Raw genomic sequence first — 22895 nt, 5'->3', positions numbered from 1 at the left:
GCACTTTTCGCGCAAGCTGCGACACTGGCAGCGATGGTCGGTCAAGGCTTCAACCGCTACACGCTCTACGGCGAGGAAGGGATTTCCCTGCCGCCCGAGTTCATCCATCTTGAGCGCATCCGCGATCGTGCAACCTTGCACGATTGGACTATCGAGCCCCACGCCCACCCGCACATGATGCAACTCCTGCTGCTCCAGAGCGGCAGCGTCGAGTTGCAGGGGGAGCGCAGCGCGGAGGCGCTGGTTGCTTCGGCTCAGGTCCTCGTCCCGCCGACCTGCGTCCACGCCTTCCGCTTCGATGCCGGGGCTGAGGGCTGGGTACTCTCGGTCGCGGCCGATCTCGCCAATGATCCGCGTCTGTCGGGCCTGCTCGGAAATCTCGAAGGGCTTGGCGGCAGCGCCATCGCGGTATCGCTCGCAGCGCATCCCCTTGCGCTGCACCGGCTTGGCTGGCTGCTAGATGATCTCGCCCAGCGTCTGGGGCAGGGGGACGGCACAGGGCCAGCGTTACTGGCGCAGGTCGCGTTGATCCTCGCCACTGCGCTCGAAGCCGGTGCGGGCAATCGCAACCAGACTGGCCACGGGCGCGAGCCCCTTGTCGTCCGGTTCCGCGCGCTGGTGGAACAGCACTATCGGGAGCATCTGTCCGTGGCCGATTATGCCGCGCGTCTTGGCACCACCACATCGACACTGACCCGCGCCACCCGCGCCCTCGCGGGCAAGCCCCCGGCCGAGATCGTCCACGATCGCCTCATCCTCGAAGCGCGCCGCAACCTCGCATTCTCGGGGGCTAGCGCGGCGCAAATCGCCTACGCGCTGGGCTTTGCCGACCCGGCCTACTTCGCCCGCTTCTTCAAGGCACGCACCGGGCAGACGACCAGCGCCTTCCGTCGAGACCGGGTGTCAAAAGCAGAGGAAACGGCCTGACGCAAATCGCCTGCGCTCCGGCGCAGCCCTCTTGTCTATCAAATTAGTTGAGTTATCTGTGAGGCATGTCGGGACGTAATCCGAGTCGACCGGCTTTCCGCTTCAGGAGATAGCAGATGACTCACCAACGCTCGTTCGCGGGGCAGGACCCGCTCATCCTCACCGTTCCCGGGCTCGGCAACAGCGGCCCCGGTCATTGGCAGACGCAATGGGAGCAGGACCTCACCGATTGCGAGCGCATCGACCTTGGGCTGTGGGACGATCCGCACCGCAATACCTGGGTCAACAAGATCAACTTGGCCGTGCACAAGGCGGATCGCCCGGTGGTGCTCGTAGCGCACAGCCTCGGCTGCCTCGCCGTGGCATGGTGGGCCGAGTTCGAGAAACCTGCCGACGGCAAGGTCCTCGGCGCCCTGCTGGTCGCGCCGCCAGACGTGGAAGTGCGGCCCATCGACCGCCGCCTCACGCGCTTCGCCCCGTTTCCGCACGGAGAACTGCCGTTCCCGTCGATCCTCGTTGCCAGTCGCAACGATCCCTACATGGGCATCGGGCAGGCCCGGCATCTCGCCCGCGCATGGGGCAGCCGCTTTGCCGACGCGGGCGAGGTGGGCCATATCAATGCCGAATCCGGACTTGGCGAATGGACGTTCGGTCGCCTGCTGCTGAACCAGCTCCTGCCCTGGCCGGTAGTTCTCGAAAGCACCCAGCGCGTCCCGCTCGGCTCCTTCCACCCCGACCGCGCCCTGCGTCGTCTGGGAGCCTGAAGCTCAGGCCGGACCGGCTTCGGGCCCGGTCCGGTCTATCCGGAAGCCATAGTCCGGCCCATGCCATGAAAATCCGGGCGTCTGCGGCCATTCCCAGTCGCCCGGATGCATGGGCACGCCATCCAGCCGCTGCCATAAGCCCTCTTCGGAGAAGCGCGTGAACGCACTCACCCGTTCGGCGCGCCATGCCGCGAGCGAGAAAACGTAAGCCTCAAGCGCCAGATCGCGGTTCGCCCAGTCGATCCACGTGATGGTATTGTCCTGCGCATAGGCATTGTTGTTGCCGCGCTGGCTCCGGCCGAACTCGTCGCCCGCCGTCAGCATGATCGTGCCGGTCGAGACGAACAGCGTGCCGAGCATGGCGCGAGCATAGGCCGACCTACGGGCGAGGACTTCGGCATCGTCCGTCTCGCCCTCCACACCATTGTTCCAGCTGAAGTTCTCGCCGTGCCCGTCGCGATTGTCCTCGCCGTTGGCCCAGTTCTGGCGGTGTTCGTAGGCCAGCGTATCGGCCAGCGTAAAACCGTCGTGTGCGGCGAGGAAATTGACCGAGCGGCAATCCTTGCCGAACAGATCGGCAGAGCCGGCAATGCGCGTTGCCAGCACATCGACCCCAGCCTCGCCTTTCCAGAACCGGCGTACGTCATCGCGGAACCTGTCGTTCCATTCCAGCCAGTTCGCCGGGAAACGTCCCAGCTGATAGCCGCCGGGGCCAATGTCCCAAGGTTCGGCAATCATCACGCGGTCGGCCAGCAGCGGATCGGCGGCAATCTCGGCAAAGATCGGCGCATCGGCAGAAAAGCCGGGGCTGCGCGCAAGGATCGGCGCCAGATCGAAGCGGAAGCCGTCGACGCCGCAATGCCGCACGAAATGCCGCAGCGTATCGAGCGCCAGTTCGCGCACCGCCGGGTTGCCGAAGTCGAGCGTATTGCCGCAACCGGTGTCGTTGATCAGGCTGCCGTCAGGCGCCTTGGCATAGGCCGCATCGTCGAGACCACGCAGCGAGATGACCGGGCCGAGCACGTCGGATTCGCCGCTGTGATTGAGCACGATGTCGAGGATCACGCCAATCCCTTCGGCCCGCAGCGCCGCCACGGTATCGCGCAATTCGGCGACGCCACCGGGACAGAGGCGCGGATCAAGCGCCATCATTGCAACGGGATTGTAGCCCCAGGCATTGCTCAGGCCGAGCGGGGGCAGGTGCCGCTCGTCGATCCAGGCAACGATCGGCATGAGTTCGATGGCCGAAACGTGCAGGCGCTTGAGGTGCGCGATCACCGCCGGATGGGCGAGCGCTGCAACGGTGCCGCGCAAGGGGGCGGGCACGTCGGGATGCAGCATTGTGAAGCCGCGCACGTTGAGCTCGTAGATCAGCTCGCCGTGGCGGAACAGCGGCGGGGAAGGGACGACGGGCTGGAGGTCACCGACGATGGCCTTCGGGAGAATCGCCGCCGTATCGACGCCATAAGCCGACAGGCGCGCATCATACCGGAAAGGCTGGTCCAGCTCCGAGGCATAAGGATCGACCAGCAGCTTGGCCGGATCGAACCAGAGACCGGCCTCAGGGCGCCACTCTCCGCAAGCGCGGTAACCGTAGCGGGCACCGCGCCGTTCGCCTGTCAGTTCAACGCTCCAGCACTCGCCCGCGCGCACCATCGGCACGCGCTCTTCCGTCTCGCCATTGAACAGGCAGAGCGTCAGGGCTTCGGCACGGGGGGAGCGGACGGTGAAGCGGGTCTTTCCGTCCGCGAACGTAATTCCCGGCTTCACGTCACCACGTCGGGCGCAGTCCGACCAGTGTGGCGGGTGATGCCCGCAATGGCGTCCGCCGCTGCGATCAGATCGGCCAGCATGTCCGGCGTCTCGCGATCCAGATCGCCGCCCACCGGCTCATAGCGTTCGAGGTAGATGCGCAAGGTCGCACCTTCGGTGCCAGTGCCCGAGAGGCGGAACACCACACGCGAGCCGCCCACGAACATCACGCGGACGCCCTGATTGCTGCTGGTCGAACCATCGACCGGGTCGAGGTAGGAGAAGTTGTCCGCCTCGGCAATTTCCAGCGATCCGAAGGACTTGCCGACAAGGGCGGGGAGCGAGGCATTCAGTTCGGCCATCAGCGCATCGGCCTTGTCGGTCGGCAGGGCCTCGTAATCGTGGCGCGCATAGTAGTTGCGCCCGAACTTCGCCCAATGCTCGCGCGCCAGTTGGTCGACGCTGATCTTGCGCACGGCGAGGATGTTGAGCCAGAGCAGCACGGCCCACAGCCCGTCCTTCTCGCGCACGTGGTCGCTGCCGGTCCCGGCACTTTCCTCGCCGCAGATCGTCGCCATGCCGGCGTCGAGCAGGTTGCCGAAGAACTTCCACCCGGTCGGCGTCTCGAAGCACGGAAGCCCCAGCGCTTCGGCCACGCGATCCGCCGCAGCACTGGTCGGCATCGAGCGGGCAATGCCCTTGAGGCCTGAGGCATAACCAGGCGCCAGATGCGCGTTGGCGGCAAGCATGGCGAGGCTGTCCGATGGCGTGACGAAACGGTGGCGCCCGACGATCAGGTTGCGGTCCCCATCGCCGTCCGAGGCCGCGCCGAAGTCTGGCGCATCGGTGTCGAACATCGTCTCGAACAATTCGTGGGCGTGGACCATGTTGGGGTCGGGGTGGTGCCCGCCGAAATCCTCCAGCGGCACGCCGTTGCGCACGGTGCCTTTGGGGAAACCGAGGCGGTTCTCGAGGATTTCGGTGGCGTAAGGCCCGGTCACGGCGCTCATCGCGTCGAACGCCATGGTGAAGCCGCCCGCCACGTTCGCACGGATCGCGTTGAAATCGAACAGCGATTCCATCAGCTCGGCATAGTCGGCCACGGAATCGATCACCTCGACGGTGAGGTCGCCGACCGTCGTCGTGCCCAGCGTGTCGAGATCGACATCGGGCGCATCGACCGTCAGCCAGCGATCGATCGTCTGGGTCCGGGCATAGATCGCCTCGGTCACGCCTTCGGGGGCTGGGCCGCCGTTGGCGATATTGTACTTGATGCCGAAGTCTTCCTCCGGGCCCCCGGGATTGTGGCTGGCCGAGAGGATCAGGCCACCACTCGCGCCGTACTTGCGGATGACGTTGGACGCGGCGGGTGTCGAGAGGATGCCACCCTGGCCGACCAGCACCTTGGCGTAGCCATTGGCTGCCGCGATGCGGATGGCCTGCTGGATCACCGTGCGGTTGTGGAAGCGTCCGTCGCCGCCGAGCACCAGCGTGCTGCCCGGTTCCCGTTCGACCACGTCGAACACCGCCTGAATGAAGTTTTCAGCGTAGTTGGGCTGCTGGAAAACCTTCACTTTCTTGCGCAGGCCGGACGTGCCGGGCTTCTGGCCGGAATAGGGCGTCGACGGTACGGTACGGGTCATTGGTCCTCCGCGATGAGGGCGGCATAGAGGTCGGCGTAGGCCTTGCCGGAGCGGTTCCACGAGAAGTCGGTCTTCATGCCGGCGCGCTGCATGGCACGCCAGGTATCGCGTTGCCAGTAGAGTGTGACAGTTCTGCTGATCGCATCGGCCAAGCTGGCATAGTTGACGCCATCGAACTGCACGCCGGTCGCCACGCCGTCCATCACCGCCGCCAGATTGGCATCGATCACGGTATCGGCAAGGCCCCCGGTCCGCGCCACCACCGGCACGCAGCCATAGGCGAGGCCATAAAGTTGCGTCAGGCCGCAAGGCTCGAAGCGGGACGGCACAAGGATCGCGTCCCCGCCGCCTTGCATCCGGTGCGAAAGCCCCTCGTCATAGCCGATGCGCACGCCGACCTTGCCGGGGTGACGCATCGCGGCGGCATGGAACGCGTTCTCCATCGCCTTGTCGCCCGACCCGAGCATGGCGAGGCGGCCGCCGATGCCGACGAGGTGGTCGATGCACTCGAGAAGGACGTCGATGCCCTTCTGCCAGGTGAGACGGGTGACGGCGATGAAGAGGGGGCCGTCGCTCTCTTCAAGCCCGAACTCTGCCTCCAGCGCGCGCTTGTTTGCTACCCGTTTGCCGAGGGAGAGTTGCCCATTGGCCTTCGAGAGTTGCCCGTATGCCTGCGAGAGTTGGATATCGGTTGCCGGGTTCCATTGCGCGGTGTCGATCCCGTTGACAATGCCCATCACGCGATCGGCCCGGCTGACGATAAGTCCTTCCAAACCCATGCCAAATTCCGCTGTGCGGATCTCTCGCGCATAGGTCGGGCTGACCGTGGTGATCATGCTGGCGGCTTCGAGACCTGCTTTCAGGAAGCCGACGCCGCCGTGGTACTCCACCCCGTCCATCGCCCAGGCATGGGGCGGCAAACCGAGCGCCGGGAAGACGTCGGCGCCGTAGTGCCCCTGGAACGCCATGTTGTGAATGGTCATCACCGAGGGCACGCGCCTGCCACCTTCGGGCGGCGAAAAACGCAGGTATGCCAATGCCATGGCGGCCTGCCAGTCATGCGCATGGACAAGGTCGAACGTCCGTCCCTTGACCGCGCTGGCGCCAACATCAGCCGCAGCGCGACCGAATGCCGCGAAGCGGCGCCAGTTGTCCGCCCAGTCCCGGCCCGAGGAGTCGACGTAAGGGTTGCCCTCGCGCTGGAAAAACGCTGGTGCATCAAGAACTAGAAGGGGATAGCCGTGGATCTTCCCGCCGACCAGCCGCGCCCTTTCGCCCAGCAGGTTGTCCCAGACGTGGAGCGCGCGGGGGCGGGAAATCGCCTTCATCACTGCCGGATAGCCCGGCAGAAACGTCGTCATTTCAACGCCGTGCGGCGCAACTGCCGCAGGCAAGGCTCCCGCCACGTCGGCGAGGCCACCGGTCTTGACCAGCGGCACTGCCTCCGAGGCGATGGACAGGGCCCGGATCGTCATGCCAGTTGTTCGATCATCCGCTTGGTAATCAAGCAAACTCCGCTTTCGGAGCGGCGAAAGCGGCGGGCGTCGAGCTCAGGATCTTCGCCGACGACGAGGCCTTCGGGGATGCGCACGCCGGAATCGAGGATTACGCGCCTGAGGCGGGCGCCGCGTCCGATGTTGCAGTAGGGCAGAATCACCGCTTCCTCGCAAGAGGAGAACGAGCCCATTTTTACGCCTGTAAACAACAGGCTGCGCTTGGCGATGGCGCCCGAGACGATGCAGTCCTGGCTGATCAGCGACGAGATCGCCATGCCGCGGCGGCCATCCTCGTCATGCACGAACTTGGCAGGAGCCGCGATGATCTGGTCGGTCCAGATCGGCCAGTCGCGGTCGTACATGTTGAGCTTGGGCACGGTGTCGGTGAGGTCGAGGTTGGCCTCGAAATAGGCGTCCAGGGTGCCGACATCGCGCCAGTATTCCTCGATTTCCTCGGCAGCGCGGATGCAGGAATTGGTGAAGCGGTGAGCGACGGCCTTGCCGTTCTTCACGATCTTCGGGATGATGTCGTTGCCGAAATCGCGGCTCGAATTGGGATCGATCGCGTCTTCCTGCAGCATCTGGAACAGGAACTTCGTCTCGAACACGTAGATGCCCATGGAAGCCAGCGCCATCTCCTCGTTGCCGGGGATGCCGGGGGGATTGGCTGGCTTTTCAATGAAATCGGTGATCGTGTCAGCCTTGTCGACGGCCATGACGCCGAAGCCGGTGGCTTCCATGCGCGGCACGACAAGGCAGCCGATGGTCACGTCAGCGCCGCTCTCCACGTGCTGGCGGAGCATCAGCTCGTAGTCCATCTTGTAGATGTGGTCGCCCGCGAGGATGACCATGTACTTGGGCGCGTAGGAGGCGATGATGTCGATGTTCTGGAACACGGCATCGGCGGTGCCTTCGTACCAGTGATCCTCCGACACGCGCTGCGAGGCGGGGAGGATGTCGAAGCTTTCGTTGCGTTCCGGGCGCATGAAGTTCCACGCGCGCTGCATGTGGCGGATCAGCGAGTGCGCCTTGTACTGCGTGGCAACGCCGATGCGGCGAATGCCCGAGTTGATCGCGTTCGAAAGGGCAAAGTCGATGATGCGCGACTTGCCGCCGAAGTAGACCGCAGGCTTGGCGCGGTTGTCGGTCAGTTCCTTCAGCCGGCTGCCCCGGCCTCCGGCAAGGACATAGGCCATTGCATCACGCGCCAGCGGCTGAGAGTAAGTTTCGCGCATCCCCTGTTCTCCGTCCTTATCCCTGGAATTCGAGTATCAGCGTGGCCAGTGGCGGCAGGACCACGAAGGCCGCCCCGCCTTCCGCGTTAACCTGGCCGAGATTGCCGATGCCGCTACCACCGTAGTCCTGCGCATCGCTGTTGAGCACCTCGCGCCATGCGCCATCGTGCGGCAGTGGCAGGCGGTAGTGGCCATGGACCTGCGGCGTCATGTTGCAGATCACCGCGACCGGCTTGGCGCCGGGTGCCTTACGCAGCCATGCGAAGACCGAGGCCTGCGCGTCATCGACCACCAGCCATTCGAAGCCCTCGGGCTCGCAATCGCGGGCGTGGAGGGCAGGGCGGCTGGCATAGACGCGATTGAGATCGCGGACCCAGCGGCGGACACCTTCGTGCGCCGGGGCATCGAGCAGGTCCCAGTCGAGCGAGCGCGCTTCGCTCCATTCGCGACGCTGTGCGAATTCCTGTCCCATGAACAGCAGCTTCTTGCCGGGATAACCCCACATCAAGCCGTAGTAAGCGCGCAGGTTGGCAAACTTCTGCCAGTCGTCGCCGCTCATCTTGTTGAGGAGCGAACCCTTGCCGTGGACGACCTCGTCATGGCTCAGCGGCAGGACGAAATTTTCGCTGAAGGCGTACATCAGGCCGAAGGTGATCTCGTCGTGATGGTACTGCCGGTGGACCGGATCGCGCGCCATGTACTTCAACGTATCGTGCATGAAGCCCATGTTCCACTTGAAGCCGAAGCCCAGGTGTTCGCGCGGCGCTTCGTCGAACGCAGGCTTGCTGACGCCGGGCCAAGAGGTGGATTCCTCGGCAATTGTCAGGAACCCGGCGTGGCTGGCATAGACCGCGCGATTCATCGCCTTGAGGAATTCGACCGCTTCCCAGTTCTCGCGCCCGCCATCGGCATTGGGAATCCATTCGCCCGCCTTGCGCGAGTAATCGCGGTAGAGCATCGAGGCGACCGCATCGACGCGCAAGCCGTCGACATGGTAGCGCTCGGCCCAGAACAGCGCGTTGTTGACGAGGAAGCTGACCACTTCGCGGCGGCCGAAGTTGTAGATCAGCGTGTTCCAGTCAGGGTGGAAGCCGAGGCGGGGATCTTCGTGTTCGTAAAGCGCGGTGCCGTCGAAGCGGACGAGGCCATGTTCGTCGGTGGGGAAGTGCGCGGGCACCCAGTCGATCAACACCGAGATGCCGGCGCGGTGTGCGCCGTCGACGAAACGGGCGAAGCCTTCAGGCGGGCCGAAGCGTGCGCTGGGGGCATAGAGGCCGGTGGTCTGATAGCCCCACGACGGATCGTAGGGGTGTTCGGATACGGGCAGGAATTCGATGTGGGTGAAGCCCATTTCCGCGACGTAGGGGATCAGCCGGTCGGCCAGTTCGTCCCAGGTGTAGAAGCCCTCGTCATGGGGCTTTTGCCAGGAACCGGGATGGACCTCGTAGATCGACATCGGCTGGCGGCGGGCATCGACACTGGCCCAATGGGCGCGGTGATCGGCATCGCCCCAGTCCATCTTGACCGGGTGAGCGGTGATCGAGGCCGTGCTGGGGCGGAATTCCGCCGCTTGCGCGAAGGGATCTGCCTTGAGCGGCAAGACGGTGCCATCGGCGCTGACTACGCGGTACTTGTAGGTGCGGTGTTCGCCGATGTCGGGGATGAAGACCTCCCACACGCCGATGTCCGCGCGGCGGCGCATCGGGTGGCGGCGATGGTCCCAATCGTTGAAATCGCCGACCACGCTCACGACTTGCGCGTTGGGCGCCCAGACCGCGAAGTGGACGCCGGAAACGCCCTCGTGCTCGATCAGGTGCGCGCCCAGCTTGTCGAACAGGCGGTGGTGGGTGCCCTCGGCAATCAAGAAATCGTCAAGCGGGCCGAGCACCGGGCCGAACGAGTAAGGATCGGTCACCAGCCATTCGTGAGTGCCTGCCTTGCAGGCATAGCGCACCGGTTGGCGCGGCCCCTTGACCTTGCCTTCGAACAGGCCGCGTCCGTCAACCCGGGTAAGTTTGCCGAGCTTCTTGCCCGAAAGCGACCAAGCCACCGCTTCCTCGGCACCGGGAAGGACTGCGCGCGCGAAAGCGCCTTCGGGTCCTTCGTGGATGCCGAGAAGCGAGAAGGGGTCGGCGTGCGTCCCGTCAAGCAGGGCATCGATGGCGCTCGCCGGTGGCTTCATGCTGGCTTTCAGACCCCCCAGATATCGCGGGCATATTCGCCGATCGTGCGATCGGACGAGAACCAGCCTACGTTGGCTATGTTGCGGATTGCCGAAGCGCGCCAGGCTGCCTGCTGTTCCCAGCGGCGATCGATGTTGCGCTGGGCGGCGTGGTAGCTGTCGAAGTCGGCGGCGACCATGAACCAGTCGTGGTCGTAGATGCCGCCCATCAGGCCGGCATAACGCTGCGGATCATCGGGCGAGAACACGCCGGTGGCAATGGCGGCGATGGCCTGCTGCAACTCGCGCGAGGCCTCGATGACTTCGCGCGGGTTGTAGCCCTGCGCGCGCATGTCCTCGACTTCCTGCGCGGTCAGGCCGAAGATCTCGATGTTGGGATCGCCAACGCGGTCCTTGATCTCGATATTCGCACCATCGAGCGTGCCGATGGTCAGCGCACCGTTGAGGGCGAACTTCATGTTGCCGGTGCCCGAGGCTTCCATGCCTGCGGTCGAAATCTGTTCGGACAGGTCTGCCGCCGGGATGATCTTCTCGGCCAGGCTGACGTTGTAGTTCGGGACGAACACGACCTTCAGCAGACCGCCGACCGAAGGATCGGAATTGACGCGGCGGGCGATGTCGTTGGCCAGTTTGATGATCAGCTTGGCATTGTGGTAGCTCGAAGCTGCCTTGCCGCCGAAGATCTTCACGCGCGGCACCCAGTCACGTTCAGGATGGCTGCGGATCTGATCGTAGAGCGCGACCGTCTCGATCAGGTTGAGCAATTGGCGCTTGTATTCGTGGATGCGCTTGATCTGGACGTCGAACAAGGCGTCGGGATCGAGGCGGATGCCCATCAGTTCCTTGATGTGCTTGGCCAGCGCGATCTTGTTGCTGCGCTTGACCTCGGCAATGCGTTCGCCGAGCGCGGCATCGTTGGCCAGGGCGTTGAGGTCCGAGAGTTTTTCGGCGTTATCGAGGAAAGCCGGGCCGATCGCGTCCTTCAGAACCGAGGTCAGGCCGGGATTGCACTGCTGCAGCCAGCGGCGCGGGGTGACGCCGTTGGTCTTGTTGTTGATGCGGGTGGGATAGAGCTTGTGCAGATCGGAGAAGACGGTGGTCTTCATCAGGTCGGTGTGCAGCGCCGCCACGCCGTTGACACTGTGCGCGCCGGTGAAGGCGAGGTTGGCCATGCGCACGCGGCGCTCGCCACCCTCATCGATGAGGCTGATCGCGGCGATGGCGGCGTCGTCCATCCCGGCCTTGCGGGCCTCGCGCAGGACGCGGCTGTTGATCGCGTAGACGATCTGCATGTGGCGCGGGAGCAGGCGTTCGAACAGCGGCAGCGGCCAGGATTCGAGCGCTTCGGGCAGGAGCGTGTGGTTGGTGTAGGCGACAGTGGCCTTGGTCACTTCCCAGGCTTCACTGAATTCCAGGCCGTGAACGTCGACCATCAGGCGCATCAGTTCCGCAACGGCGACGGCAGGGTGCGTGTCGTTGAGCTGGATCGCGGCTTTTTCCGGAAGCGTGCGGATGTCGCCGTGGAACTGGACGTGGCGGCGGACGATGTCCTGAATCGAGGCCGAGGTGAAGAAGTACTCCTGCCGCAGGCGCAGTTCCTGCCCGGCGGGGGTGGAGTCAGCCGGATAGAGCACGCGGACGAGGCTGTCGGCGCGGACCTGTTCGGCCAGCGCGCCGAAGTGGTCGCCGGCGTTGAAGGCATCGAGCCGCAGCGGGTCGAAGGCGTGGGCGGTCCACAGGCGCAGGGTGTTGACGCGCTTGCCGCGCCAGCCCACGACGGGCGTGTCGACCGCGCTGGCTTCCACCTTTTCGGCCGGGCGCCATTCCACCGCATCGCCATTGGCGACGACCTCGCCACCGAAGCCGATGATGTAGGCGCTCTCGCGACGATCGAATTCCCAAGGGTTGCCGTGGCTCAGCCAGGTTTCGGGCAGTTCGACCTGCCAGCCATCGTCGATCCGCTGGCGGAACATGCCGTTCACGTAGCGGATGCCGTAGCCGTAGGCGGGGATGTCGAGGCTGGCGAGGCTTTCCATGAAGCAGGCGGCGAGACGGCCGAGGCCGCCGTTGCCAAGAGCCGCGTCAGGCTCGAGATTTTCGAGCGCGGCGAGGTCGAAGCCATGCTCGCGCAAGGCCTTTTCCATTTCGCGGGTCAGGCCCATGTTGGAGAGGGCATCGCGCAGGAGGCGGCCGATCAGGAATTCGAGGCTGAGGTAATAGACCCGCTTGCCACCCTGTTCGTAGGTCTTGCGGGTGGAATCCATCCACTGATCGATGATCGCATCGCGCAGGGTAAGGACGGTGGCGGTATACCAGTCATGCGGCTTGGCCGCGCGTTCGTCCTTGCCGACGCGGTGGCGCAGCACGTCGATGATCTTTTCGTCGATCTCGCTGGCACCGGAATTCTTGTCATTGCTCATCGCGCAAGTCCCACCCTGCTTGGGGCCGGAAGCAGGCTGACGTTCAAGCCCGCTGCCCGGCGCCTGTTGCACCGACCTTTCGAGGTGGTGTGCCGAACTCTCCCGCGATGCTGCGGGTGAAGCAGGCAAGACCTTGCATCGTACTCCCGCAGGGGAAGGTAGGCGACGTCAGCCGAAATGAGCAAGCGGCGATTGCAACCTGTCCGGTCTGCTGGTGAACAGAACGCGCCGATCGTGGCAATCTGCATTGGCCCCCCAATCCCTTGTAGGGGGCACTTACGGGTTTTGCTGATGCTTGTCGGGCAGAATACGTCTGCGCATTACAGCATGCGGCGCAAGATGTTGTCCTTGATGACAAAATGATGGTGCAGCGCTGCAGCAACATGCAGCACGACCAAGCCAGCCATCAGAAAGCCCAGCACTTCGTGGCCTTCGTGGGCGGCTTCGGCCAGGGCAGAGCCCTTGGTCACGGCAAGTTTCGGCCAGTCGAACAGGCCGTAGATCGAAAGCGGATACTTGCCAGCCGAGGAGAAGATCCAGCCGGTGAGCGGCACGATCAGCATCAGCGCGTAGAGCAGGCCGTGGGTGAGGCGGGCAACCTTGCGCTGCAGGCTGCCCATGGTCGAGGGCCAATCGGGCATGGTCCAGGTAAAGCGCCAGGCAAGACGTCCGAGTGACAGCAGCAGGATCAGAATTCCGGTAGCCTTGTGCGCGGGGAAGGGCTGCCAGATATCCTCGATTGCATCGCCGAAGATTCCGGTGAGCAGGTTGAAGATGACCATCGCCGCGATTACGGCGTGAAATGCCCGCGCAACAGTGTTGTAACGGACCAGTTGTTCGCTGCCTGCGATCGTCGCCATTGCTTGTCCCCTCGACCTTGAATGCCATTCATCTAGGCCATCCGATGTGGTTCGTCACGTATCGGATTGTCGCGGGAATTCCGACATCGGCCCGTCAAATTATGACAGCCGTCAAGTAATGCGATGCGGCAAATGACGTATGCCCCTTGGGCGGTGCAAAAAATATGGTGTCGACAGAAACCATAGGTCGTGAGGGATCATGTCAACGCCACGTCTTACACAGGTAGAGCCCGCCGTCGTTCACAAGATGGCATCGATCCTCAAATGCCAGAAACCCGAGGTGATCCAGAATCACTTCGGAATCGGCCTGAACACGTGGGTGAAGCTTCGCGAGGGCAAGGCAATCCGCCATTCCGTCGCCGAGCGTCTGATGCAGCGCCTGCAGCGCGACCAGCTGATCTGATAGTAGTGCCCCATGTCCGGACAGGGCCGGTGTAGGGGTTGAGTTTGCCTTCGTTGCAGTGCACAAACCGCGTGTGCCGGAAACAACAGGACGGCGCGCGGGGTCGTTTCTATGGTGACTTTCCGTCAGGACGGAAACAGGCTGGATGGTTTGCTTCGGCAGGATGCCGGGCCCGTGTCAGCGGCAACCGCTTCCTGTCAGCCTGACCGAAGCGACCAAGGCGACGAGGAAATGCTCGAACTGCGCCGTCGGGTTGCAGTGGCGGAAGCGGCGAACGAGGCGAAAAGCCGGTTTCTGGCAAACCTGAGCCATGAGATCCGATCGCCGCTGAACGCCATCTACGGTTACGCACAGCTGGTCGAGCGCGGTGCCGAGGTCAATCCTCGCGATGCGGCGCGCGTGATCCGCCGCAGCGCCGAACATCTCACCAATCTGGTCGAAGGCCTGCTCGACATCGCCTCGGTGGAGCAGGGCATCGTCCGGGTGGACAACGGCGTGGTCCGCTTGGGTGCGGTGGTCGAACAGGTCGCCGAAATGTTTGCGCCGCTTGCCGCCGAGAAGGGCCTCGGCTTTGCCTGCGAGCTGCCCGCGCGCTTGCCCGAGTTCGTTCGGATGGACGAGCGCCGCGTTCGCCAGGCGCTGATAAATCTGGTGTCCAATGCGGTAAAGTTTACCCAATCCGGGGAAGTCCGCATCGTTTTGCGCTGGTCCGGGCAGGTGGCGACCATCGATGTGCAAGATACCGGCCCCGGCATTTCGAAAGAGCGGCAGGAGAGGATCTTCGTGCCCTATGAGCGGGCAGCCGGACCCGATGCAGATCGCGCCGGTGCAGGGCTTGGGCTTGCCATCACCAGCGCAATCGCACGAATGCTCGGCGGCGAATTGAGGCTGGACAGCGAACCCGGCAGGGGCAGCTGCTTCACGCTGAGATTCATGGCTTCGCAGGTTTCGGGTTTTGTCGAGTCCGGATCCGAGGCAGCAAGGCCAACCGGTTACGAAGGCACGCGCCGGACGATACTTCTCGTCGACGACGACGCGGACCATCTCGCCGTCCTGCGTACCGCGCTCGGCGAACTGGGCTTCATAATCCTGCAGGCCAGCAATGGGCAGGGAGCATTGTCGCTCGCTACCGAAAACAGGATCGATGCGGTAATCTGCGATGTCAGCATGCCGGGCATGTCAGGTTGGGATGTCGCTGCCCGCCTGAGCCGGAATGCAGGTGAGAGGTTTCCGGTGCTGATGCTCTCGGCAAATGCTTTCGAGCGTCATGGACTGGCTGGGCAAGAGGCCGATCACGATGCGTTTCTGCTCAAGCCTGTGGACCTCGGCGCATTGGTCGATGCACTCGGCAGGCAGCTGAAACTGGTCTGGATAAAGCCGGTGGCAGAGAGCATGAATCGTGCCGCTGCATCGGACCATTCGATTTCCGCAGGCGCGCGCGAACGGGTGGAGCGGATCAGGTCTCTCATCCGTATCGGGCACGTTCGCGGGCTTGAGGAAGAGATCAAGGGCCTCGAACAGGCGGACGCTGCGGGCGCAGACCTCGCCGCGCGGCTGTTCGGATGCCTTGATCGCTTCGACCTGGCCGCAATGGCGCGAATTCTGGAGGAGCTTCCCGATGAGTGGCGCTAATGTGCGGCGCGATACGGTTCTGGTGGTTGACGACGAGCCGGACTCGCTCCGTTTCCTGACCGATACTCTCGAGGGTGCGGGTATCACCGTGCTCGTCGCGATTTCGGGATCGGCCGCTCTCGATCTGCTGGAGCATGTCGTGCCGGATCTTATCCTGATGGATGCGGTCATGCCCGGGATCGACGGCTTCGAGACTACGTCGCGGATCAAGGCCCGGCCTGAGCTTGCGCAAGTGCCGGTCGTGTTCATGACCGGCCTTACCGAAAGCGAGCACGTGATCGAGGGGTTCGAGGTCGGCGGCGTGGATTACTTGCGCAAGCCGGTCAATGTGCACGAACTGCTGGTAAGGGTGCGAGTCCACCTGGGCAACGCACGCGCGATGCACGCAAGTGCAGCGGGTCTTGATGCGACTGGGCGTCTGATGATGTCGGTCGACCCCCAAGGTGCGCTGCTTTGGTGTACGCCGCTGGCCGAACGTGCGATCAAGCGGGTCAATCCTGAATGGAGCAAAGGCGAGACGGCTCTTCCGGGGGAAATCAGAGCGCCGCTCCTGCGCCTGCTGGCACGCGATGCTCCCGGAGCATCGGTGCGGATCGAGCAGGGGGACAGTGCGCTCGAACTGGTAATGATCGCACGGTATCGCGAAAGCGAGGTGCTGATCCGCCTGAACGAACTGAACCCGAAGGCCGACGTTGCCAGCCTGCAGCAGAAACTCGCACTAACCGATCGCGAAGCCGAGGTGCTGCTGTGGATCAGCTACGGCAAGTCGAACGGGATGATTTCCGAGGTTCTCGCAATCAGTCCACGCACCGTGCAGAAGCATCTCGAACGAATTTACGAGAAGCTGGGCGTTGAAACACGGGCTGCGGCAGCGGCGGTGGCGATCAAGGTTCTTGGCACCTGAATGCGACCCTGAATGCGACAACGCCGCGAGACTGGCGGAATGCCCGTCTCACGGCGTTGTTGGCTGGGTAACACCTGCCTGGCTCAGCGGCGCGCCATCCTGCCGCTGCGAGCGGCCTGGGCGAGCTCCTGGACCATCGGTTCGACGCTGGCGACGGCCGCGCGGCGGCACTGGTAATCAGGCATCGGCGTGACGATCATGCGGTCCGAGGGATCGCAGGCTTCGGCAGCGGCGTCAGCAATGCGGTTGCGCAGGCGGCGCATGTCGGATGCGCGGGCCAGGTCAAGTCCATCAGCGTTGACGACGATGTTGACGGTCTGCGGGGCGGGAGCGGCGAATGCGATCTGCGATGCAGACAGCAAGCCGACCGCCAGCGCGGTGGCGATAAAGGTCTTCATTGGGCATTCTCCTGCGTACTGTCTTTTTTGCAGGTGCCGTTCTCCGGCCCTGCTTATGACGGACCGTGCAGTTTGCCTGCCTCGTGATCCACGCATAAATTAGGCGCCTCACGCGGCATGAACAAGACGTTTTTGCGCCGAAACCCATGGTTTCCCGGGGTTTTGGCTGCTGCCACGCAACATGAAAGGTCGCTGATCGAATTCGAAATTCATGCATAAGTTGTTGCTGTCGGAATGAGACTTAGGACAACCGTTCAAGATTTTTGGCGGAAGTCAGGGGCTTGTGCTGTGGGTGGTCGGCAGCCCGCGTGCCGGTCTTGTTGGCTTATCCAGCAGTGTCAGCTTGGTTGTGCAGTGCAGCATCGGCGGCAAAAATATTTTTTTGTAGAATCGGTCATGAGGCCGATCTTGGTCGGGAGCGCGTAATGCGTCAGGTTGTCCGGGGAGAAACAGATGACGATGATGCGCGCGGTTCAGGTTCAGGAACTGTCGGATGATCTGTCCGGAGTCCGGCTTGTCGAATTGCCGATTCCCGAACCGCGCGAAGCAGAGGTCCTTGTGCGGATCGAGGCGGCGGCACTCGGTTTCCCCGATCTGCTGATGACGCGTGGGCGCTACCAGGCAAAGCCCGCGTTGCCGTTCATTCCTGGAATGGAGTGTGCGGGGACGATCGTGAAGGCGCCTACCGGCAGCGGATGGCGAGAGGGAGACGCCGTAATTGCCGGAGGATTGACCGGAAGCGTCGCGCAATACGGTTGTTTCGCGGAAACCGGCTTGATGCGCTTGCCGAGCCGCTTGTCCTTTGCTCAAGGCGCCTCGCTGAGGGCCGCCTATCTGACGGCGTGGGTTGCGCTGGTCCGCAGAGGCGGCGCCCAAGCAGGCGAAACCCTGCTAGTTCATGGTGCTGCGGGGGGTGTAGGCCTTGCCGCAGTTGACCTTGGCATTGCCCTTGGGCTCGATGTAATCGCCGCGGCCTCGACCGAAGCCAAGCGTGAGGCGATCCGCGCGCTCTATGGCTCGGCCCGGGTGATCGACGGTGCACCGGGATTCCGCGAGGAAGTCCTCGCCCTGACAGGTGGGAAAGGGGCGGACCTTGTCTTCGATCCGGTCGGCGGCGACGTGTTCGACGAATCCACCCGCTGTATCGCGTTCGATGGGCGCCTGCTGGTGATCGGTTTTGCCGGCGGGCGCATTCCCCAGGTCGGTGCGAACATCGCCCTTATCAAGGGATTCTCGGTCGTTGGCGTGCGCGCAGGAGAGTATGGCCGCCGCTTTCCGGAACGTGGTGTCGAGAACAACTCTGCCATTCTTGCCTTGGCTGCAGAGGGGCGCATCTCTCCGAGCGTTCATGCAACGTACGCGCTGGCCGACTGGGAACAGGCCTTTAGCGCGATGGAGTTGCGCACCGTGGTCGGGCGGAGCGTGATCCTTCCACACGCAGAGTGAAGGGCGCATCACGCGGGCAAAAAAAGGGGCCGCACCGTTGCCGGGCGGCCCTGGAAAGTTTGGGAGAGGATGCCTGAAAGGCCCGTCCGAGATGGGCCTCGGTCGGTGTTTGTGCAAGTGCGAAACATACGTACACAGTTGCATAGGTTGCAACTTAGACTTGGCGTCTCACATCCGGGCTGGAGTCTCCTTCCCTCAAAAGTGCAGCAAAACAAGGGTTTATCGAAAGTCGTGGGGGCCGCTTCGTGCTGTGGAGCGATCGGAGTTCGTGCATTTCCTGCACAAAAGGTCAGGTCGTTCCTTGTCTGAATTGTCCTGTTGCGGCGATTTCGTTTGATTGCTATAAATCATAACAGAATGGGAGAGCGCAGATGAAGTTTGAACGCTTGAATCCGATGACCGGCGCCGTCGCTTCGACCGCTGAGGCGATGCAGGCAGTCGATATCCCGGCCATTGCCGCGCGCGCGGCAGGCGCCTTTCCGGCATGGGCAGCGATGGGACCCAACGCTCGACGCGCGGTGCTGATGAAGGCCGCCGCTGCACTCGAAGCGCGCGCGGACGCATTCGTCGAAGCGATGATGGGAGAGATCGGCGCGACCAAGGGATGGGCCCTGTTCAATCTCGGTCTTGCCGCCAGCATGGTGCGCGAGGCTGCGGCGCTGACGACGCAGATCTCCGGCGAAGTGATTCCTTCGGACAAGCCGGGTTGCGTGGCCATGGCGCTGCGTGAGCCCGTCGGGGTAATTCTGGGAATTGCGCCGTGGAACGCGCCGATCATTCTGGGTGTTCGCGCGATTGCCGTGCCGCTGGCCTGTGGCAATGCCGTGATCCTCAAGGCTTCGGAGCAGTGTCCGCGCACCCATGCCCTGATTATCGACGCTTTCGCCGAGGCCGGCTTCCCCGAGGGCGTCGTCAATGTCGTCACCAATGCGCCGAAGGATGCGGCGGATGTTGTCGGTGCGCTGATCGATGCACCCGAAGTGAAGCGCATCAACTTCACCGGTTCCACCGCAGTCGGTCGCATTATCGCGACGCGCGCAGCGCAGCACCTGAAGCCCTGCCTGCTCGAACTCGGCGGCAAGGCGCCGTTGATCGTGCTCGAGGACGCCGATCTGGATGAAGCGGTCAAGGCGGCGGCCTTCGGTGCGTTCATGAATCAGGGCCAGATCTGCATGTCGACCGAGCGGATCATCGTTGTCGACGCAGTGGCCGATGCCTTCGCGGAGAAGTTCAAGGCGAAGGTTTCTTCGATGGCCGTTGGCGATCCGCGTGAAGGCACCACCCCGCTTGGTGCTGTTGTGGATGCCAAGACCGTCGCCCACTGCCAGAGCTTGATCGATGATGCCCTGGCCAAGGGCGCGCAACTGCTGACCGGCGGCGAGACGACGCACAACGTGCTGATGCCCGCCCATGTCGTTGCCGGCGTGACGCAGGACATGAAGCTGTTTCGCGACGAGAGCTTCGGGCCGGTCGTCGGCGTCATCCGTGCTCGTGACGAGGCTCATGCGATCGAACTTGCCAACGACACCGAGTACGGTCTGTCTGCCGCGGTGTTTACCCGCGACACCGCGCGCGGCCTGCGCGTTGCCCGCCAGATCAAGTCGGGCATCTGCCATGTCAACGGCCCGACGGTGCACGATGAGGCGCAGATGCCTTTCGGCGGCGTCGGCGCATCGGGCTACGGCCGCTTCGGCGGCAAGGCGGGGATCGACAGCTTCACGGAGCTGCGCTGGATCACGATGGAAACCCAGCCCGGCCATTATCCGATCTGATTCTTAGATTACCCTAGAGGAACGACCATGACCGAACAGCAGAAGATCGAGCGCGCGGAAGAAGATACCGTCGCTTACACCGTCGAGGACGGCATTGCCTGGGTGAAGTTCAACCGCCCCGAGAAGCGCAACTGCATGAGCCCCAAGCTCAACCGGCAGATGGGCCGGGTCATTGCGGATCTCGAATTTCGCGAAGACGTCAAGGTATTGGTCCTGACCGGCGAAGGTGACGCATGGTCGGCCGGCATGGATCTCAAGGAATACTTCCGCGAGACCGAGGCTGAAGGACTCTGGTCCATCCGCAAGGCACAGCGCGAAGCCTATTCCTGGTGGGAGCGCCTGCGCTGGTACGAAAAGCCGACCATCGCCATGATCAACGGCTGGTGCTTTGGCGGCGGTTATGGCCCGCTGTTTGCCTGCGACATTGCCGTTGCATCGGAAGATGCGCAGTTCGGCCTGTCGGAAATCAACTGGGGCATTCTGCCGGGCGGCGGGGCGTCGAAGGTTGCGGCAGACCTCATGCCGTTGCGCAAGGCGATGTACCACGCGATGATGGGCGAGAACCTGACCGGCAAGCAGGCGGAAGAACAGGGCCTCGTCACCGAAGCCGTGCCCGCTGATCAGCTCCACGCTCGTGTACTCGAGATCGCGCAGGCGCTGTGCAAGAAGGACGGACATGCCCTGCGCGCGACCAAGTGGGCCGTGCGTCGCATGACGGAGATGACCTACGACAATGCCGAGGATTATCTGATCCGCGCGCAGGAAGCGTTGCACAACTTCGGTGGCGTGGAAGCGCGCAAGGAAGCGACGCGTCAGTTCCTTGACGAGAAAAGCTTCAAGCCCGGTCTTGGCACATTCGATACGAGCAAGATCAAGCGCTGATCGCGGCTTTGTCGTTTGCGAGGGGCCTCGGACGCATCTGCGTCCGGGGCCCTTCTGATTTGAAATGCCTTCTAAAAGCAGTTGCTTGCCACGGTGCTTCTGGCCAGTTTCACGGCAAAGGAGTCGTGTTCATGGTCGCAAAGTTCCGTATCGCTCTTGCCGCTTCGGTGGCGCTCTCGATGCCCGCCGCCGCGAAAGAGCCGTCCTACCCGAAGGCCGAGGCACAGGTGCTCGACCTGTCGCAGAAGGCCATCGCGATCCGTTCGGTCAGGGGAGAGGGTAACAAGACCGTCGACGTGGCCAAGCTCTTCGGCGATGCGCTGGTCGCTGGCGGGTGGAGCGCTTCGGACATCGAGATCACTCCGGTTGACGATACGGCCTATTTCATCGCCACCTGGAAGGGCAGCAATCCCGCGCTCAAGCCGCTGGTGATCTCCGGCCACATGGACGTGGTCGAGGCCAAGCGCGAGGATTGGGAGCGCGATCCCTTCGTGCCGGTGGTGGAGAACGGGATTCTCTACGGGCGCGGTGCCAGCGACATGAAGTTCGACGGAGCGCTCGCACTGTCCACGCTGATCGAACTGCGCCGCCAGGGTTACAAGCCCAAGCGCACCATCGTCATCGAGTTTTCCGGGGACGAGGAAACCACGATGAAGACCAGCGCCATCATCGCCGAAAAGCTCAAGAACGCAGAACTGGTCATCAATGTCGACGGTGGTGGCGGGACGCTCGACGAGACCACCGGCAAGCCGTTGTACTGGACCTGGCAGGGGGCGGAAAAGACCTATGCCGACTACCGGCTGGAGGTGACCAACCCCGGCGGTCACAGCTCTGCGCCCCGACCGGACAATGCCATCGTCCAGCTGTCGCAAGCGCTGGCGAAGGTGGGCGCGTACAAGTTCAAGGCCGAGCAGAACGAGATCACCAAGGGGTATTTCGAGAAGGCTGCAGCCTTTACCGACAGGCCCGAGACTGCCGCCGCCATGCGTGCGTTCGCGGCCAACCCGGCCGACGAAAAGGCGCTGGCTACCTTGCGCGCAGACCCCTCGATGGTGGGCAAGGTCGGAACGACTTGCGTGCCGACCATGCTTGGCGGTGGCCATGCGGAGAACGCCCTGCCGCAGCGCGCTTTCGCCAACATCAATTGCCGCATATTCCCGGGCCATTCAAAGGAAGCGATCATGGCCGAACTGGCCAAGGTGATCGATGACCCGGCGGTAAAGATCAGCGATGTGACGGCGGGTTCGGTCGCCACGCCGGCGTCGCCGGCGCGGGCCGATGTGCTGGCCGCAGTTTCGAAGGCCATGGGCAAGGCCTATCCTGGCGTCCCGCTCATTCCTTCGCAGGCTTCCGGTGCGTCGGATTCGATGTGGTTCCGCGCGCTCGGTATCCCGAGCTATGGCCTGAGCCCTTCGTTTTCGAAGGACAGCGAGGACTTCTCGCACGGTCTGAACGAACGGACGCGGCTATCCAACATCCGCCCCGGTATCACCTATTACCTGAGCCTGATCACCGATCTGACGAAGTGATCAAGGCGAGGAAGTCGCGGGCAATGTCCCGCGCTTCCTGCGCCGTGAAGCAGCCCGGCGAGAGGCAGAGTTCGAGCCACAAGCCGTCGACCAGTGCAGTTACCGCGATGGCGTGGCGACGCCTTGCTGTTGTGGCGACGCCGCAATCGCCCAGCAAGCCCTCAAGCCTTGCCCGGTAGCCGGCGTACTGCTCGTCATGCTGGCGGGCGATGTCCTTGCGTGCAGTGACAAGGCTCCAGAACGCGATCCACGTGGCAAGCAGGGCCGGATCCGCGATTGGCGGGGCGAAGCTCGCGGTGACGAAGGCTTCGAGTCTTGCGCGCGGATCATCGCCCGCAGTGGCGACCGCCTTATCGAGCGCTTGCGCCACCTGCCTGTCGACATGGTCATAGGTTGCCGAGACGAGCGCATCCACTCCGCCGAAATAGTGTCCGACAAGACCAACTGAAGCGCCCGCTTCCTGCGCGATTGCCCGGACGCTGGCGCCGGCCGCGCCGCTTCGTGCCAGCACGCGGGCGCAAGCTTCGATCAGGCTGAGTCGGCGAGCGTCGGGTTCTTCGCGTCGGAACGCGGGCGAGGGGGCCGTCTGGTTCATGGCTTGAACAATCTGCCCGTTGTTGTACGATTGTTCAACAAGCAAATCTGGATTC

Annotated in this window: 18 protein-coding genes; 9 read left to right on the top strand and 9 right to left on the bottom strand. The window is 63.5% G+C overall.

Going from position 1 to position 22895, the window contains the following annotated elements; all coding sequences use genetic code 11:
* Nucleotides 1-33: 33 nt before the first annotated feature.
* Both I2488_RS11145 and I2488_RS11140 read left to right on the top strand, forming a co-directional pair.
* Nucleotides 34-927, top strand: coding sequence for a helix-turn-helix domain-containing protein (locus I2488_RS11145; RefSeq protein ID WP_196275870.1), 894 nt, complete (start codon nucleotides 34-36; stop codon nucleotides 925-927).
* 116 nt (nucleotides 928-1043) lie between these two features.
* On the top strand, nucleotides 1044-1691 hold the full coding sequence (locus I2488_RS11140) for an RBBP9/YdeN family alpha/beta hydrolase (protein WP_196275869.1): 648 nt from the start codon (nucleotides 1044-1046) through the stop codon (nucleotides 1689-1691).
* A 3-nt stretch (nucleotides 1692-1694) separates the two neighbouring features.
* Here I2488_RS11140 and glgX read toward each other — a convergent pair whose 3' ends face one another.
* The 7 genes from glgX to I2488_RS11105 form a co-directional block, all read right to left on the bottom strand.
* Nucleotides 1695-3461, bottom strand: coding sequence for a glycogen debranching protein GlgX (gene glgX / locus I2488_RS11135; RefSeq protein ID WP_196275868.1), 1767 nt, complete (start codon nucleotides 3459-3461; stop codon nucleotides 1695-1697).
* Nucleotides 3458-5086, bottom strand: a complete 1629-nt coding sequence (locus I2488_RS11130) for an alpha-D-glucose phosphate-specific phosphoglucomutase (RefSeq protein ID WP_196275867.1) — start codon at nucleotides 5084-5086, stop codon at nucleotides 3458-3460. The genes glgX and I2488_RS11130 overlap by 4 nt, the downstream gene beginning before the upstream one ends.
* Nucleotides 5083-6561, bottom strand: coding sequence for a glycogen synthase GlgA (gene glgA / locus I2488_RS11125; protein ID WP_196275866.1), 1479 nt, complete (start codon nucleotides 6559-6561; stop codon nucleotides 5083-5085). Before glgA ends, I2488_RS11130 begins: the two co-directional genes overlap by 4 nt.
* Nucleotides 6558-7817, bottom strand: a complete 1260-nt coding sequence (gene glgC, locus I2488_RS11120; protein ID WP_196275865.1) for a glucose-1-phosphate adenylyltransferase — start codon at nucleotides 7815-7817, stop codon at nucleotides 6558-6560. The genes glgA and glgC overlap by 4 nt, the downstream gene beginning before the upstream one ends.
* 16 nt (nucleotides 7818-7833) lie before the next feature.
* The gene (glgB, locus tag I2488_RS11115; RefSeq protein ID WP_196275864.1) at nucleotides 7834-9999 is read right to left on the bottom strand and encodes a 1,4-alpha-glucan branching protein GlgB; all 2166 of its coding nucleotides are present in this window, start codon (nucleotides 9997-9999) and stop codon (nucleotides 7834-7836) included.
* A gap of 8 nt (nucleotides 10000-10007) precedes the next feature.
* The gene (locus tag I2488_RS11110) at nucleotides 10008-12419 is read right to left on the bottom strand and encodes a glycogen/starch/alpha-glucan phosphorylase (protein WP_196275863.1); all 2412 of its coding nucleotides are present in this window, start codon (nucleotides 12417-12419) and stop codon (nucleotides 10008-10010) included.
* A gap of 320 nt (nucleotides 12420-12739) precedes the next feature.
* Complete coding sequence (locus tag I2488_RS11105) at nucleotides 12740-13279, bottom strand: cytochrome b (protein ID WP_196275862.1); 540 nt, start codon at nucleotides 13277-13279, stop codon at nucleotides 12740-12742.
* 199 nt (nucleotides 13280-13478) lie between these two features.
* Between I2488_RS11105 and I2488_RS11100 the strand changes: the two genes are divergently transcribed.
* The 3 genes from I2488_RS11100 to I2488_RS11090 all read left to right on the top strand — a co-directional run bounded on the left by I2488_RS11100 (nucleotide 13479) and on the right by I2488_RS11090 (nucleotide 16218).
* Nucleotides 13479-13682 (top strand): hypothetical protein, encoded by a 204-nt coding sequence (locus tag I2488_RS11100; protein WP_196275861.1) that lies wholly within the window; start codon nucleotides 13479-13481, stop codon nucleotides 13680-13682.
* A gap of 231 nt (nucleotides 13683-13913) precedes the next feature.
* Entirely contained in the window at nucleotides 13914-15314 is a 1401-nt protein-coding gene (locus tag I2488_RS11095) for an ATP-binding response regulator (RefSeq protein ID WP_246465615.1), read from the top strand.
* Nucleotides 15301-16218, top strand: coding sequence for a response regulator transcription factor (locus tag I2488_RS11090; RefSeq protein WP_196275859.1), 918 nt, complete (start codon nucleotides 15301-15303; stop codon nucleotides 16216-16218). Before I2488_RS11095 ends, I2488_RS11090 begins: the two co-directional genes overlap by 14 nt.
* Nucleotides 16219-16301: 83 nt before the next feature.
* Here I2488_RS11090 and I2488_RS11085 read toward each other — a convergent pair whose 3' ends face one another.
* A complete protein-coding gene (locus tag I2488_RS11085; protein WP_196275858.1) occupies nucleotides 16302-16616 on the bottom strand; it encodes a UrcA family protein in 315 nt (104 codons plus the stop codon).
* A gap of 462 nt (nucleotides 16617-17078) precedes the next feature.
* Here I2488_RS11085 and I2488_RS11080 point away from each other — a divergent pair, with 462 nt between their 5' ends.
* The 4 genes from I2488_RS11080 (at nucleotide 17079) to I2488_RS11065 (ending at nucleotide 22245) form a co-directional block, all read left to right on the top strand.
* On the top strand, nucleotides 17079-18062 hold the full coding sequence (locus I2488_RS11080) for an NADPH:quinone oxidoreductase family protein (protein WP_214652348.1): 984 nt from the start codon (nucleotides 17079-17081) through the stop codon (nucleotides 18060-18062).
* A 371-nt stretch (nucleotides 18063-18433) separates the two neighbouring features.
* Nucleotides 18434-19834, top strand: a complete 1401-nt coding sequence (locus I2488_RS11075; protein WP_196275856.1) for an aldehyde dehydrogenase — start codon at nucleotides 18434-18436, stop codon at nucleotides 19832-19834.
* 27 nt (nucleotides 19835-19861) lie between these two features.
* Nucleotides 19862-20716: a p-hydroxycinnamoyl CoA hydratase/lyase gene (locus I2488_RS11070; RefSeq protein WP_196275855.1), complete on the top strand. Its 855-nt coding sequence runs from the start codon at nucleotides 19862-19864 to the stop codon at nucleotides 20714-20716.
* A 131-nt stretch (nucleotides 20717-20847) separates the two neighbouring features.
* On the top strand, nucleotides 20848-22245 hold the full coding sequence (locus tag I2488_RS11065; protein ID WP_196275854.1) for a M20/M25/M40 family metallo-hydrolase: 1398 nt from the start codon (nucleotides 20848-20850) through the stop codon (nucleotides 22243-22245).
* Here the strand turns inward: I2488_RS11065 and I2488_RS11060 are convergent.
* Complete coding sequence (locus I2488_RS11060; RefSeq protein WP_196275853.1) at nucleotides 22226-22840, bottom strand: TetR family transcriptional regulator C-terminal domain-containing protein; 615 nt, start codon at nucleotides 22838-22840, stop codon at nucleotides 22226-22228. The genes I2488_RS11065 and I2488_RS11060 overlap by 20 nt on opposite strands.
* Nucleotides 22841-22895: the final 55 nt, after the last annotated feature.

Source organism: Novosphingobium jiangmenense, assembly GCF_015694345.1.
GTDB lineage: Bacteria > Pseudomonadota > Alphaproteobacteria > Sphingomonadales > Sphingomonadaceae > Novosphingobium > Novosphingobium jiangmenense.
The sequence above is the reverse complement of the archived record's forward strand: the minus strand, read 5'-3'. Positions and strand labels throughout refer to the sequence as shown.

Coding starts and splice junctions, on each gene's coding strand:
- I2488_RS11145 (WP_196275870.1), top strand. CDS start 34: ATGGTCGGTCAAGGCTTCAACCGCTACACGCTCTACGGCGAGGAAGGG.
- I2488_RS11140 (WP_196275869.1), top strand. CDS start 1,044: ATGACTCACCAACGCTCGTTCGCGGGGCAGGACCCGCTCATCCTCACC.
- I2488_RS11130 (WP_196275867.1), bottom strand. CDS start 5,086: ATGACCCGTACCGTACCGTCGACGCCCTATTCCGGCCAGAAGCCCGGC.
- glgA (WP_196275866.1), bottom strand. CDS start 6,561: ATGACGATCCGGGCCCTGTCCATCGCCTCGGAGGCAGTGCCGCTGGTC.
- glgC (WP_196275865.1), bottom strand. CDS start 7,817: ATGCGCGAAACTTACTCTCAGCCGCTGGCGCGTGATGCAATGGCCTAT.
- glgB (WP_196275864.1), bottom strand. CDS start 9,999: ATGAAGCCACCGGCGAGCGCCATCGATGCCCTGCTTGACGGGACGCAC.
- I2488_RS11110 (WP_196275863.1), bottom strand. CDS start 12,419: ATGAGCAATGACAAGAATTCCGGTGCCAGCGAGATCGACGAAAAGATC.
- I2488_RS11105 (WP_196275862.1), bottom strand. CDS start 13,279: ATGGCGACGATCGCAGGCAGCGAACAACTGGTCCGTTACAACACTGTT.
- I2488_RS11100 (WP_196275861.1), top strand. CDS start 13,479: ATGTCAACGCCACGTCTTACACAGGTAGAGCCCGCCGTCGTTCACAAG.
- I2488_RS11095 (WP_246465615.1), top strand. CDS start 13,914: ATGCTCGAACTGCGCCGTCGGGTTGCAGTGGCGGAAGCGGCGAACGAG.
- I2488_RS11090 (WP_196275859.1), top strand. CDS start 15,301: ATGAGTGGCGCTAATGTGCGGCGCGATACGGTTCTGGTGGTTGACGAC.
- I2488_RS11085 (WP_196275858.1), bottom strand. CDS start 16,616: ATGAAGACCTTTATCGCCACCGCGCTGGCGGTCGGCTTGCTGTCTGCA.
- I2488_RS11080 (WP_214652348.1), top strand. CDS start 17,079: ATGCGCGCGGTTCAGGTTCAGGAACTGTCGGATGATCTGTCCGGAGTC.
- I2488_RS11075 (WP_196275856.1), top strand. CDS start 18,434: ATGAAGTTTGAACGCTTGAATCCGATGACCGGCGCCGTCGCTTCGACC.
- I2488_RS11070 (WP_196275855.1), top strand. CDS start 19,862: ATGACCGAACAGCAGAAGATCGAGCGCGCGGAAGAAGATACCGTCGCT.
- I2488_RS11065 (WP_196275854.1), top strand. CDS start 20,848: ATGGTCGCAAAGTTCCGTATCGCTCTTGCCGCTTCGGTGGCGCTCTCG.
- I2488_RS11060 (WP_196275853.1), bottom strand. CDS start 22,840: ATGAACCAGACGGCCCCCTCGCCCGCGTTCCGACGCGAAGAACCCGAC.